At 61.4% G+C, this 12,681-nt stretch carries 12 protein-coding genes; all 12 read left to right on the top strand.

Going from position 1 to position 12,681, the window contains the following annotated elements:
* The first annotated feature begins 88 nt into the window (after positions 1–88).
* The 12 genes from HB376_RS12060 to hypE all read left to right on the top strand — a co-directional run bounded on the left by HB376_RS12060 (position 89) and on the right by hypE (position 12,674).
* A complete protein-coding gene (locus HB376_RS12060; protein WP_213763903.1) occupies positions 89–1,147 on the top strand; it encodes a hypothetical protein in 1,059 nt (352 codons plus the stop codon).
* A gap of 89 nt (positions 1,148–1,236) precedes the next feature.
* Complete coding sequence (locus HB376_RS12055) at positions 1,237–3,063, top strand: nickel-dependent hydrogenase large subunit (RefSeq protein ID WP_213763902.1); 1,827 nt, start codon at positions 1,237–1,239, stop codon at positions 3,061–3,063.
* Positions 3,060–3,599, top strand: a complete 540-nt coding sequence (locus tag HB376_RS12050) for a NifU family protein (protein WP_213763901.1) — start codon at positions 3,060–3,062, stop codon at positions 3,597–3,599. The genes HB376_RS12055 and HB376_RS12050 overlap by 4 nt, the downstream gene beginning before the upstream one ends.
* A complete protein-coding gene (locus HB376_RS12045; protein ID WP_213763900.1) occupies positions 3,596–4,252 on the top strand; it encodes a DUF5947 family protein in 657 nt (218 codons plus the stop codon). Before HB376_RS12050 ends, HB376_RS12045 begins: the two co-directional genes overlap by 4 nt.
* Complete coding sequence (locus tag HB376_RS12040) at positions 4,245–4,940, top strand: DUF6084 family protein (RefSeq protein WP_213763899.1); 696 nt, start codon at positions 4,245–4,247, stop codon at positions 4,938–4,940. Before HB376_RS12045 ends, HB376_RS12040 begins: the two co-directional genes overlap by 8 nt.
* Positions 4,937–6,343 (top strand): hypothetical protein, encoded by a 1,407-nt coding sequence (locus tag HB376_RS12035; protein ID WP_213763898.1) that lies wholly within the window; start codon positions 4,937–4,939, stop codon positions 6,341–6,343. Before HB376_RS12040 ends, HB376_RS12035 begins: the two co-directional genes overlap by 4 nt.
* Positions 6,340–6,903 (top strand): hydrogenase maturation protease, encoded by a 564-nt coding sequence (locus HB376_RS12030; RefSeq protein ID WP_213763897.1) that lies wholly within the window; start codon positions 6,340–6,342, stop codon positions 6,901–6,903. Before HB376_RS12035 ends, HB376_RS12030 begins: the two co-directional genes overlap by 4 nt.
* Before the next feature lie 112 nt (positions 6,904–7,015).
* Positions 7,016–9,430: a carbamoyltransferase HypF gene (gene hypF, locus HB376_RS12025; protein WP_213763896.1), complete on the top strand. Its 2,415-nt coding sequence runs from the start codon at positions 7,016–7,018 to the stop codon at positions 9,428–9,430.
* A complete protein-coding gene (locus HB376_RS12020; protein WP_213763895.1) occupies positions 9,421–9,750 on the top strand; it encodes a HypC/HybG/HupF family hydrogenase formation chaperone in 330 nt (109 codons plus the stop codon). The genes hypF and HB376_RS12020 overlap by 10 nt, the downstream gene beginning before the upstream one ends.
* A complete protein-coding gene (locus HB376_RS12015) occupies positions 9,743–10,450 on the top strand; it encodes an SIS domain-containing protein (RefSeq protein ID WP_213763894.1) in 708 nt (235 codons plus the stop codon). Before HB376_RS12020 ends, HB376_RS12015 begins: the two co-directional genes overlap by 8 nt.
* A complete protein-coding gene (gene hypD / locus HB376_RS12010) occupies positions 10,447–11,631 on the top strand; it encodes a hydrogenase formation protein HypD (RefSeq protein WP_213763893.1) in 1,185 nt (394 codons plus the stop codon). The genes HB376_RS12015 and hypD overlap by 4 nt, the downstream gene beginning before the upstream one ends.
* Positions 11,628–12,674 carry a hydrogenase expression/formation protein HypE gene (gene hypE, locus HB376_RS12005; RefSeq protein ID WP_213763892.1) on the top strand — a complete coding sequence of 349 codons (1,047 nt, stop codon included), beginning with the start codon at positions 11,628–11,630 and terminating at the stop codon, positions 12,672–12,674. Before hypD ends, hypE begins: the two co-directional genes overlap by 4 nt.
* The last annotated feature ends 7 nt before the right edge of the window (positions 12,675–12,681 follow it).

Below are 12,681 nucleotides of genomic sequence, written 5' to 3'. Positions count from 1 at the left end.
AAAGGCGGTTCCCCGCCACGGCCGGCAACCGACACGTTGCAATCCGCGGGGGAGTCACACATTCGCCAGCAGGCGAGGAGGTTCCATCATGGATCCGGTAAGCGCCATTCCCTATGGCCGCAAGACTCAACACGCCCCGGCACTGAAAGAAGTACATGTCCTGTGGATCACTGCGGGCCTCGGTTGCGACGGCGATTCCGTATCGATTACCGCCGCTACGCAGCCCAGCATTGAAGACGTGCTGCTCGGCGCAATTCCCGGACTACCGAAGGTTCATCTGCACAATCCGGTGCTGGCTTATGAAAACGGCGCGGAATTCATGGCGCCGTTTCATGCTGCGGCGCGGGGTGAGATGGATAACTTCGTGCTGGTCATGGAAGGCTCGATCCCGAACGAGAAGATCAATCGAGAAGGGTACTGGGCGGCCATGGGAACAGATCCCGACACGCATGAACCCATCACGATTCCACAATGGCTCGATCGCCTGGCGCCTAAAGCGCTGGCCGTGGTCGGTGCGGGCACATGTGCGACCTACGGCGGCATTCATGCAATGGAAGGCAACCCCACGGGTTGCATGGGCCTGGCGGACTACCTTGGCTGGGACTGGAAGTCGAAGGCGGGCCTGCCTATTGTGAACGTCCCGGGTTGTCCGGTTCAACCGGACAACTTCATGGAGACGCTGCTATACCTGCTGTATCAACTGGCGGGCCTCGCTCCCATGATTCCGCTGGACGCCGCGCTTCGTCCCAAGTGGCTGTTCCAGCGCACCGTGCACGATGGCTGCGACCGCGCGGGTTCCTACGAGCAGGCTCTGTTCGCGAAGGAATATGGGAGTCCGAACTGTATCGTCAAGCTTGGATGCTGGGGGCCGGTGGTCAACTGCAACGTTCCAAAACGCGGCTGGATCAACGGCGTGGGCGGGTGCCCGAATGTCGGCGGAATCTGTATCGGCTGCACGATGCCCGGATTCCCCGACAAGTTCATGCCGTTCATGGACGAGCCCCCGGGTGCGGTCCTCTCGTCGAATCTCATCAAGTCTTACGGCGGACTTATCCGCAGCCTGCGCAAGCTGACCAATTCGACCGTCAATCAGGAACCGAAATGGCGGCATAACCGTCCCACGCTGACGACTGGCTATCGTCGCTGAACGGCTTCGCGGAACACGTATGGAAACCGCGGTTGATGGCTGGCATCGCAGCGGTTTGCGTGAGAGACAGAAGTATCCAGGAGGGGGTCATGGCGGACATTGCAGCACCTGAATTGAAGTCGGGGACGGCGTCACAGCCGTCCAAACTGGTCGAGATGAACTGGGACCCGATCACGCGGATTGTCGGCAGTCTCGGCATTTATACGAAGATCGATTTCGAGCAGCGCAAGGTCGCCGAGTGCTACAGCACGTCGTCGATCTTTCGCGGCTACAGCATCTTCATGAAGGGCAAGGACCCGCGCGACTCGCACTTCATTACCAGCCGTATCTGCGGCATCTGCGGTGACAATCACGCAACCTGCTCGGTGTATGCGCAGAACATGGCCTATGGCGTGAAACCGCCGAACATCGCGGAATGGATCGTCAATCTCGGCGAAGCGGCCGAGTACATGTTCGATCACAACATCTTCCAGGACAATCTGGTCGGCGTGGATTTCTGCGAGCAGATGGTCAAGGAAACCAACCCCGGCGTCTGGGCGAAAGCGCAGAAGACCGCCTCGCCGCACGCGGAGATTCACGGCTACAAGACCATCGCGGACATCATGACCGCGCTGAATCCGTTCACCGGCGAGTTCTATCGCGAGACGCTGCATGTAAGCCGTTATACGCGCGAGATGTTCTGCCTGATGGAAGGGCGGCACGTGCATCCGTCAACGCTGTATCCCGGTGGAGTGGGGACGGTACCGACCGTGCAGCTTTTCACCGACTACATCACGCGGCTGATGAAGTATGTGGAGTTCATGAAGAAGGTCGTGCCGCTGCATGACGACCTGTTCGATTTCTTTTATGAAGCACTGCCGGGTTACGAGGAAGTCGGCCGCCGGCGCATCCTGCTGGGCTGCTGGGGCTCGTTCCAGGACCCGGATGTATGCGACTACAACTACAAGTCGATGACCGACTGGGGCCGCAGCATGTTCGTCACACCGGGCGTGGTGGTGGACGGCGAACTCGTGACCACGGATCTGGTCGAGATCAACCTGAACATCCGGATTTTGCTCGGCAGCTCGTTCTACGAAGACTGGGATCATGAGGAGACTTTTGTCCGGCAAGACCCGCTGGGCAATCCTATCGATCGCAAGCATCCGTGGAACCAGACCACCTTGCCGCGACCGCAGAAACGCAAGTTCGATGGCAACTACACGTGGGTCATGTCGCCGCGCTGGTACGACAAACGCACGGGCGATTACCTCGCGCTCGATACCGGCGGTGGTCCGATCGCTCGGCTGTGGACGACCGCACTCGCGGGCCTGGTCGATATCGGCTATGTGAAGTCGACGGGTCACAGCGTGAAGATCTATTTGCCGAAGACAGCGCTTAAACCCGAAGTCGAGTTCGAATGGAAGATCCCGAAGTGGAGCAACGCGATTGAACGTGACCGCGCGCGGACCTATTTCCAGGCCTATGCGGCCGCGTGCGCGCTGCATTTCGCGGAGAAGGCCCTGGCCGAATTGCACGCGGGCCATACACGCACATTTACGCCGTTCGAGGTGCCCGACGAAGCCATCGGATGCGGTTTTCATGAAGCGGTGCGCGGGGTGTTGTCGCATCACCTGGTGATCAAGGGCGGCAAGATAGCGAACTATCATCCATATCCGCCGACCCCGTGGAATGCGAATCCGCGCGATATCTACGGCACGCCCGGACCGTATGAAGACGCGGTGCAAAACACGCCCATCTTCGAAGAGAACGGGCCGGACAAGTTCAAGGGTATCGACATCATGCGGGCCGTGCGCAGCTTCGATCCGTGCCTGCCGTGCGGGGTCCATATGTATGTCGGGGATGGCAAGACTGTCGATGTCGCGCATTCGCCAACCTTCGGCGTTCCGCCGGGCATGAAGCCGGGAGGGCACTCATGAGCGACGCGCGCGTGCTTGAAGAACAACAACGGCGCATCGACGAACTGATTGCAGCACTGGCGACACTGGACGACACGCGTGCGCGCGATATTGCGCAGGCCTTGTTGCAGGTGGTGCTCGAGTTGCATGCAAGCGGTCTTGCGCGACTGGCCGAGATCGTGACCGAGGCGGATGGCGCTGATGGTCCGATCGTCGCCCGGCTGATGCAGGACAAACAGGTCAGCGCATTGTTGTTGCTGCATGGGTTGCATCCACAGGATCTGGGTAGCCGCGTCGCGCATGCGGTCGAAGGACTGCGGGCGCCGCTTGGTGCGCAAGGCGTAAGGATCGAACTGGTCGATGCGCGGGAGGACCTGGTACGCGTTCGTCTGGCGGGCGTGCTGACTGGCAAGCACGTCACCCCCGCCGATGTGCAGAACGATATCGAGCGGGCGATTTTTGAACAGGCGCCGGACGTGGCACGCATTGAAATTGACGGGATGCCGGACGTCAATGTCCACGAACTGCGGTTTGTCGCAACGCTGCCAACATCATGAACGCGCGCGGGGATGGGCGACCTCGGGAACACGGGCAACGTGGCTGGGTAGCTGCGCTGCGCACGTTCGCCCGGCCGCCGCAGATTGTTCTCTGCGAACTGTGCGGCGAACCGCTCGACGGGACTCATCCTCATCTGCTGGAGCTGGAACAGCACGCGCTACGTTGCTGCTGCCGCGCATGCGCGTTGCTGTTCGGGAACCAGCAAAACGCGCGTTATAAGCGAGTGCCGGAAAGCGTTCGCTGGCTCAGGGAGTTTCATCTGAGCGATGAACAATGGGACGCATTGGCGATCCCGATCGGCATTGCGTTTTTTTATAGGGACTCGGCGGCGCAACGCGTGATCGCGATGTACCCGGGCGCTGCCGGCGCGATGCAGTCATCGCTCGATCTGGGCGCGTGGGACCGTCTGGTTGCCGACAACCCGATCCTCGATACCCTCGAACCCGATGTCGAAGCGCTATTGGTGAATCGCGTGGAAGGGGCGCGCGAGCATTACCGCGTGCCTATCGACCAGTGTTATGCGCTGACGGGCGTGATCCGGGCGCGCTGGCGCGGAGTGTCTGGCGGCGTGGATGCATGGCGCGCGATCCACGCGTGTTTTGCGGCGCTGAAAGCGGGCGAGCGTCTGCCCGAGGGAGTGCCGAATGCCTGATCTTGCCTTCGTCGTCGAGGGTGCTGAGGTCGCGCTGCATTCGGTTTCGCCGTTGCTGTTGTTCAAGCTGCGCGTGACCAATAAGAGCGCACCGAACGGGCCGGCCGCCGAGGAGGAAATCGCGAGCCTCGCGCTGCATTGCCAGATCCAGATAGAAGCGACCCGGCGCACCTACGAGCCGGTCGATCAGGCGCGGCTTAGCGACTTGTTCGGCGTACCGCAGCGCTGGTCGCAGACGTTGCGGACCCTGCTGTGGACCCACGCGAATGCGGCTGTTCCTTCTTTCACCGAGTCCTGCACGGTCGATCTTTCGGTACCGTGCACGTTCGACTTCAATGTCGCGGCGGCGAAGTATTTCGATGCGCTGGCAGATGGAAAGGGAGAGATTCCTTTGATGCTGCAATTCAGCGGCACGATTTTTTATCGCGAGAGCGATGGCACGCTGCAAGTCGCGCGTGTTCCGTGGCACAAGGAAACCGCGTTCCGCCTGCCGGTCGCAACCTGGCGCGCGATGCGGGACTACTACTACCCGAACACCGCATGGATGTGCGTGCAGCGCGGCGTGTTCGAGCGGCTGGAGCGTTATCGGATCGAGCGAGGCTTGACCGGCTGTGACGAAGCACTTACGTCCCTGCTGGACGAGACCCGCAGCGAACAGGCGTGGCCCGCGCAGGCAGGCTTGCAATGAACGCCATCGATGGGATCGTTCAGGCCGTGCTGTACGAGGGATATATGCTTTACCCGTATAGACCGTCCTCGGTGAAGAATCGGCAGCGCTGGACGTTTGGGAGCGTATATCCGCAAGTGTGGGCCGACTGGTCCGGCAGCGATGCATCGATGATGCAGACCGAATGCGTGATCGAAGGCGACTATGAAGCACGGGTGACGGTGCGCCCATGCTTCCTGCATCTGATCGAACGCGACGTGCGTGAGTTGAACGAGCCCGCGGCGGCGTGGACTGGGCTAGATGAATTGTCGTCCAGGTCGGTAACTTCGCTGGAAGTGGGTGGACGGCGTTTGGACGCATGGCAGGAAGCCGGCGAGCAGCATGTCGAGGTCCCGGTATTGTCGCTTGGCGAATTGTGTACCGAGGGGTTACGCCTGCCGTTTTCTCTGGCCGGAAGCAGCACTGCTGAACCGCTCGTGGAAACGGATGGCCGCGTGCGCGGTGCGCTTGTGCGCACGCGGGCGGCCATCGTTGGCCGGGTGGAATGCTGCGCGAGGCGGATCGATGAACGCACCTTCAGGCTTACGGTCCGCATAGTCAACGCGACGCCGGTTGACGAACCGCAGCGTTTGAATCGCGATGCCGCCTCGTCATTCGCTTTGCTTTCGTGTCATGCGGTACTGGCCTTGGAGGGCGCGGCGTTCGTCTCCTCGATCGAGCCACCGGACGAATTGGCGGAAGCTGTTGCGGCTTGCAAGAACATCGGCTTATGGCCCGTGCTGGTCGGCTCCGGTGAACGCCACGACACCATGCTCGCGGCGCCGATTATCCTCTACGACTACCCGCAGGTCGCGCCGGAAAGCGCGGGCGATCTCTTCGACGCGACCGAGATCGACGAGATCCTGACGCTGCGAATCCTCACCATGACCGACGCCGAAAAGCGCGAGATGGCCGCAGGCGATGAACGCTCACGCGCGCTGCTCGAACGCACGGAAAATCTGTCCGCGAACGACATGCAACGTCTCCATGGGACATTGCGTGAAGTGCGCGCGGGTACCGGGATGGGCCGGGCTTGTCCCGACGTGTCCGAGGAAACAGGAGAGGCCCCCGAGGACACGGCGCCCTGGGCCGCGCTCGACGCGAAGCCGCGGCTTTCTTGTGTCAATGTCAACGGCGTGGCCTTGCAGGTCGGCTCGCGCGTCGTGCTGCATCCCCATGCACGCGCCGATATCTTCGACCTGGCCTTGCGCGATCAGATAGCGACCATCGAATCGATCGAGCGCGATTTCGAGGATCACGTTCACGTGGCCGTGACGATCGACTGCGATCCCGGGCGTGATTTTGGCTTGGCGCGCATGCCGGGTCATCGCTTCTTTTTCGCGCCCGACGAGATGGAACCGCTGCGCGAGGAGCGGCCGTCATGACGTCGATCCTGGTCGCGGGCGTGGGCAACGTCTTCCTGGGAGACGATGGTTTCGGCGTTGAAGTCGTGCGGCGTTTGCATGAAAGACACACCGACGCGTGGCCGCCGGATTTACGGGTGATCGACTACGGAATCCGGGGGATCGATCTGTATTACGCGCTGCTGGACGGCGTGGACCTTGCCATTCTCGTCGATGCAACGCATCGGGACGGAGCGCCGGGCACGCTGTACGTCATCGAGCCATCGGTTACAAACATGGGTGAAGGTTTTCAAGGCGATGCTTCGCCCGTCTTGTTGTCGCCGCACGATCTCGATCCGGCGACAGTCTTTCAGGCCGTGCAAGCGATGGGCGGTGAAGTCGGACGTATTGTTCTAATCGGTTGTGAGCCGGAAAGTCTCGGCACGGAGGATGGACAAGAGGGCCGCATGGGACTGAGCGCACCCGTTGCGGCGGCGGTAGATGAAGCAGTAGACACCATCGAATCAATGATCGAAAGCATGCAGGCGCAGACCACCGTGGTCAACGCCGGGAGCATGCCGCAGGGCCACTGGAGAGCATGATGAAGCTCTTGCTGAAGTACTTGTTATTGTCCGGGCTGATCGTTGGCGTTGCGGCGAACATGAAGGATATCCGCCGCTATATTCGTATCCGCAACATGTGAAGGGTACGGCCATGAGCCTGTGCCTGCCGCCGGTTAGCGACGAGCCGTCCGTGATATCCCCGGCCGGAGAGGTCATTCGTGTGCGCGGACTGGTGCAGGGCGTAGGGTTCAGGCCGGCAGTATGGCGTCTTGCGCACGCTTGTGGCGTGAGCGGCGATGTAGGCAACGACAGCGAAGGTGTGCTGATCCACGCGTGGGCCGACACAAGTACGCTCGATGATTTTGTCGAACGCTTGCGCAGCGATTGTCCGCCGCTCGGGCGGATAGATGCGATCGAACGTTACCCATTGCACGAGACGCCGCCGCCTTCCGGTGGCTTTCGGATCGTCGCGAGTGCAAGCGGTCATGCGCATACCGGCGTGGTGCCGGATGCGGTCACGTGCTGGGCGTGTATCGACGAAACGTTTGACCCGTCGAGCCGTCGATATGGTTATGCGTTCACGAACTGCACGCATTGCGGACCGCGCTTGTCGATAGTCCAGGCAATCCCTTATGACCGCCCGAACACGACGATGGCGGCGTTTCCGTTATGTAACGCCTGCGCAAGTGAATATGACAATCCGGACGACCGCCGTTTTCATGCACAGCCGATTGCGTGTCCGGCGTGCGGGCCGCGTCCGTGGGTGGAGCTGGCCGACGGTTCAGTTGCAGAAGGCGATCCGCTGGATACCACGCGCTGCTTTATCGAGCGCGGCAAGATAGTCGCGATCAAAGGGCTTGGCGGTTTTCAGCTTGCATGCGCCGCGTCAGATCACGCTGCAGTGGCGAAATTACGCGCGCTGAAACATCGCGAGCGCAAGCCGTTTGCGCTGCTGGCGCGTGACGTGGCGATGATCGAACGCTATTGCCTGGTGAGCGGAGCAGACGAGGTCCTGCTTGAAAGCGCCGCCGGACCTATCGTGATCATGCCGATGATCGATCAAGGTACACGCGATCCGTTTCCGGGCGTTGCGCCGGGTATCGCGACGCTGGGTTTCATGCTGCCTTCAACCCCACTGCATCATCTGCTGATGCAATCGCTTGACGGCCCGGTCGTGCTGACCAGCGGCAATCTCGCTGACGAACCGCAATGCATCGATAACGACGAGGCCCGCCAGCGTCTCGCAGGTATGGCCGACGCCTGGCTGATGCACGACCGCGACATTGCCCGGCGAGTGGACGATTCGGTCGCGCGAGTCATGGGCGGCGTACCGCGTTTGCTGCGCCGCTCGCGTGGTTATGCCCCTGCGCCGCTGCGTTTGCCGCGTGATTTTGCTGCTGCGCCACCAGTCCTCGCGATGGGCGCTCAGCAGAAAAACACGTTCTGCCTGCTGCGCGATGGCGAGGCGGTCATCTCGCATCACATCGGCGAACTGGAGAACGGCGAGACGTATCGCGACTACAGCGTGTCGCTCGCGCGTTATCAACATCTGTTCGAACATGAAGCGCGTTTCGTCGCGGTCGACCTGCATCCCGACTATCTGTCGCGCAAGCTCGGTATCGATATCGCACAGCAGCGGCATTTACCGCTTGCCGAGATCCAGCACCATCACGCCCACTTCGCGGCATGTCTCGCGGAAAATGATGTCGGCTTGGGCACCGACGTTCTTGGCATTGTGCTTGACGGGCTCGGCATGAGCCTGGACAACGCGCTGTGGGGCGGCGAATTTTTGCTCGGCGGCTACGTGAATTTCAAGCGTCTTGCGAGCTTCACACCGGTCGCGCTACCCGGAGGCGCGTACGCGATTTATGAGCCGTGGCGCAACACGTACGCGCATCTGTGCGCGAGTCTCGGGTGGCCGCGTTTCGCGAAGCAATACGCGAAGCTCGATCTCCACCATTTCCTTTCCGACCGTCCATTGACGCTGCTCGATCAGATGATCGACGGCAGGATCAATAGCCCCGTTGCAAGCTCAGCCGGGCGTCTGTTCGATGCAGTCGCTGCGGCCCTCGGCGTGTGCCGCGAACGCGTTCAATACGAAGGGCAGGCCGCGATCGAACTCGAAGCGATGATCGATACTCGCACGCTCCACGATGAAGACGACACTCTGGCGTATCCGTTCGAAATCGCGGAAAAGGATACTTCGCTGTTGATCGACCCGAAGTCCATGTGGATCGCGCTGCTCGACGACATGCTGCGCGCCACATCTGTACCGGTCATGGCCGCGCGCTTTCACAAGGGTCTTGCGATAGCGATCGTTCAGATGACCCTCCGTTTGCTTGTGTCCACCGAGGTCCGTACCGTCGCAGTGTCCGGCGGTGTCATGCAGAACCGTGTGCTGTTCGAACAACTCACCGCACGCCTTGCGGCATGCGGCTTTGATGTACTGGCACATCGCCAGGTACCGTCCAATGACGGTGGCATTGCGTTCGGGCAAGCGGCAATCACCGCAGCGCGTGCTCTTTCGTCCGCATTTTTTGAACCACGGAGCAGGTCATGTGCTTAGGCATCCCGGGACAGATCGTCGAGATCAGCGACGCGGACAATAACCTCGCATTAGTCGATGTAGGCGGGGTGCAGCGGATCATCAACATCGCGTTCATCGTGGATGACGACTGGCCGCCGTCCGCGTGCGTGGGCAACTGGGTGCTGGTGCATGTCGGCTTCGCGATGAGCCGTCTCGACGAAGCCGAAGCCATGCGCACGCTTGCCCTGTTGCGTGAACTTGGCGAAGCGCAGGCGGAGATGGCCGCGATGATGGAGGGAGGCGGCGAGCCGCCACCTCCTGGCATATTCAACCACCGCGACGGAGTGCACCATGACTGAACATAGGGCGCTACATGGCCTGTATCCATTCCTTCACGGCGAGCATCAGGACGCGGCGAAACTCGATGCCGTGCTGCTCGAATCGGTCGCGCAGAAGGCGCAGGCGAGCATCGACGCGAAGCGCGTGTTCTTCGCGGATAACGCCACAGCCGTGGTCGCTGTAGCGCATGCGATTGCGGATGTTTATCGCCGTGACGGCAGGCTCTTTTCGATGGGCAACGGCGGTTCGAGTTGCGACGCTGCACACATCGCGGTGGAGTTCCTGCATCCGGTAACGGCGGGGCGTCCGGCACTCACCGCAGTCAACCTCGTCGCCGATACCGCCATGATGACGGCCGTCGGTAACGACGTCGGGTTCGCGCATATCTATGTGCGGCAACTGGTGGCGCAGGCGCGTCGCGGCGACGGGCTGATCGGGATATCCACCAGCGGCAACTCGGACAACCTGCTTGCCGCATTCGCAAAAGCGCGGGAGATGGGCGTGGTGACCATCGGCCTGGCCGGGCATGACGGCGGTAAAATGGTAGCGCCGGGTGCGCTCGACCATTGCCTCGTGGTGCCGAGCGACAGCATTCATCGGATCCAGGAAACCCACGTCGCGATTTACCACATCCTGTGGGACCTGGTTCATACGCTGCTCGCCGATGAACGCGGCAGCCTGAGTGTCCCTGACACAGCGGCAGCGGAGCGCGTGTCATGAAATACGTCGACGAATTCCGCGATCCGGACAAAGCCCGCACGCTCACGCACGAGATCCATCGGCTGGTCGAGCGGATCGTGCATGATCGTGGAGGCCTTGAACGGCCGTTGCAGATCATGGAAGTCTGCGGCGGCCATACGCATTCCATCTTCAGGTACGGGATTCACCAGATGCTGCCGCCCGAGGTCGAATTCGTTCATGGCCCCGGTTGCCCGGTCTGCGTGTTGCCGATGGGCCGCGTGGATGACTGCGTGGCGCTCGCCGAGCGGCCTGAAGTGATCTTCACGACCTTCGGCGACGCGATGCGCGTTCCCGGTTCGCGCAAGAGCCTGTTGAAAGCGAAGGCCGATGGAGCAGATGTACGGATGGTTTATTCCCCGCTCGACGCGCTGGCTGTTGCGCGTGCGAATCCGCATCGCGAGGTGATCTTCTTTGGGCTTGGTTTTGAAACCACCATGCCGAGCACAGCGATGACCGTGCTGGAAGCTCACGCCCAACACATCAATAACTTCTCGCTGTTTTGCAACCACATCACGATTATCCCGACGATCAAGGCCATCCTCGACTCCCCCGACCTGCATCTCGACGGTTTCCTTGGACCGGGGCACGTGAGCATGGTGATCGGCACGCGGCCGTACCGGTTTATCGCTGAGCGTTACAGGCGGCCGATTACCGTAGCCGGATTCGAACCGCTCGACGTGCTGCAATCGGTGTGGATGGTGCTGCGGCAGATTGCCGAAGGTCGCTGCGAAGTGGAAAACCAGTACGGCAGGATCGTGCCGGAAGACGGCAATGCACAGGCGCTCTCGGCGATCGAGCAAGTGTTCGAGTTGCGCGAGTTTTTCGAGTGGCGCGGACTGGGATCGATCGATCATTCGGGCGTTCGGATACGCGAATGCTTCGCTGCTTACGACGCCGAGCGCAAGTTTCCTGTCGCGAACCTGAAGATCGCCGATCCAAAATCCTGCCAGTGCGGGGAAGTGCTCAAGGGCGTGATCAAGCCGCAGCAGTGCAAGGTATTCGGCACTGCGTGCACGCCGGAAACGCCGCTCGGATCATTGATGGTATCGAGCGAAGGCGCGTGCGCGGCGCATTACCGTTATGCACGCATCGATACATCGGCGTTGTTCGCACATAAGGCCGTTACGCCGGAAGTGGTCAACCCGGGAGTGGGCGCATGAACGACCGGATCGGCAGGCTACGCGATGTCACGATCAACCTCGCGCACGGCGGTGGCGGCCGGGCGATGCGTGATCTGATCGAGGACGTATTTGTCACCACCTTCGATAACCCCACGCTCGCCGCGCTCGAAGACCAGGCGGTTTTTCCGCTTGCGAACCTTGCGCGTCTCGGCGACCGGCTCGCGTTCACTACGGACAGCTACGTCGTCGACCCGTTGTTTTTTCCGGGCGGCGACATCGGCACGCTGGCGGTATCGGGCACGGTCAACGACCTCGCCATGTCGGGCGCGAAACCGCTGTTTCTATCGTGCGGGATGGTGATTGAAGAGGGCCTTGCGGTTGATGTTCTGCGTCGCGTGGCGGCAAGCATGCAGCGTGTCGCGATCGAAGCGGGTGTGTCTATTGTTACGGGCGACACCAAGGTGGTCGAGCGCGGTTGCGCGGACAAGCTCTTCATCAACACCGCAGGCGTGGGCGTCGTGCCGCCCGGCGTGAATATATCGGCGCGGCGCGCACAGCCAGGCGACGTGGTGATCGTGAACGGGTTTCTCGGGGACCACGGCGTAGCGATTCTGGTCGCGCGAAAACAGCTTGCGTTGCAGTCCGATATTGAAAGCGATTGCGCGCCGCTCGCGTCACTGGTCGATGCAATGCTGGGTGCATGCAAGGACATCCACTGCATGCGTGACGCAACACGCGGCGGCGTGGCGACGGTGCTGAACGAGTTCGCGGTGTCGTCGGGTGTGGCGATCCGTATCCAGGAAAACGCGCTGCCGATCCGCGAGGAAGTGAAGGGCGCTTGCGAGATCCTCGGCCTGGATCCGCTGTATCTGGCGAATGAAGGCAAGCTGGTTGCGATCGTTCCCGCACACGCCGCATCAAGCGTGCTCGCGGCGATGCATGCGCACCCGGCGGGCACGCGGGCGGCTGTGATCGGCGAGGTGGTTGCGCAGCCTGAGGGCATCGTGGTGCTGCATACGGTGTTCGGTGGACAGCGAATCGTCGACATGCTGACGGGTGAGCAACTGCCCCGGATCTGTTAGCGAGCTT

The sequence above is a fragment of the Caballeronia sp. dw_19 genome (assembly GCF_018449515.1).
In the GTDB taxonomy this organism is placed as follows: domain Bacteria; phylum Pseudomonadota; class Gammaproteobacteria; order Burkholderiales; family Burkholderiaceae; genus Caballeronia.
Note: the sequence above shows the minus strand (reverse complement) of the source record. Positions and strands in the feature narration are given on the sequence as shown.

What these genes read in the sequence shown, in the direction of transcription:
- HB376_RS12060 (WP_213763903.1), top strand. Translation starts at nt 89, where the DNA reads ATGGATCCGGTAAGCGCCATTCCCTATGGCCGCAAGACTCAACACGCC.
- HB376_RS12055 (WP_213763902.1), top strand. Translation starts at nt 1,237, where the DNA reads ATGGCGGACATTGCAGCACCTGAATTGAAGTCGGGGACGGCGTCACAG.
- HB376_RS12050 (WP_213763901.1), top strand. Translation starts at nt 3,060, where the DNA reads ATGAGCGACGCGCGCGTGCTTGAAGAACAACAACGGCGCATCGACGAA.
- HB376_RS12045 (WP_213763900.1), top strand. Translation starts at nt 3,596, where the DNA reads ATGAACGCGCGCGGGGATGGGCGACCTCGGGAACACGGGCAACGTGGC.
- HB376_RS12040 (WP_213763899.1), top strand. Translation starts at nt 4,245, where the DNA reads ATGCCTGATCTTGCCTTCGTCGTCGAGGGTGCTGAGGTCGCGCTGCAT.
- HB376_RS12035 (WP_213763898.1), top strand. Translation starts at nt 4,937, where the DNA reads ATGAACGCCATCGATGGGATCGTTCAGGCCGTGCTGTACGAGGGATAT.
- HB376_RS12030 (WP_213763897.1), top strand. Translation starts at nt 6,340, where the DNA reads ATGACGTCGATCCTGGTCGCGGGCGTGGGCAACGTCTTCCTGGGAGAC.
- hypF (WP_213763896.1), top strand. Translation starts at nt 7,016, where the DNA reads ATGAGCCTGTGCCTGCCGCCGGTTAGCGACGAGCCGTCCGTGATATCC.
- HB376_RS12020 (WP_213763895.1), top strand. Translation starts at nt 9,421, where the DNA reads ATGTGCTTAGGCATCCCGGGACAGATCGTCGAGATCAGCGACGCGGAC.
- HB376_RS12015 (WP_213763894.1), top strand. Translation starts at nt 9,743, where the DNA reads ATGACTGAACATAGGGCGCTACATGGCCTGTATCCATTCCTTCACGGC.
- hypD (WP_213763893.1), top strand. Translation starts at nt 10,447, where the DNA reads ATGAAATACGTCGACGAATTCCGCGATCCGGACAAAGCCCGCACGCTC.
- hypE (WP_213763892.1), top strand. Translation starts at nt 11,628, where the DNA reads ATGAACGACCGGATCGGCAGGCTACGCGATGTCACGATCAACCTCGCG.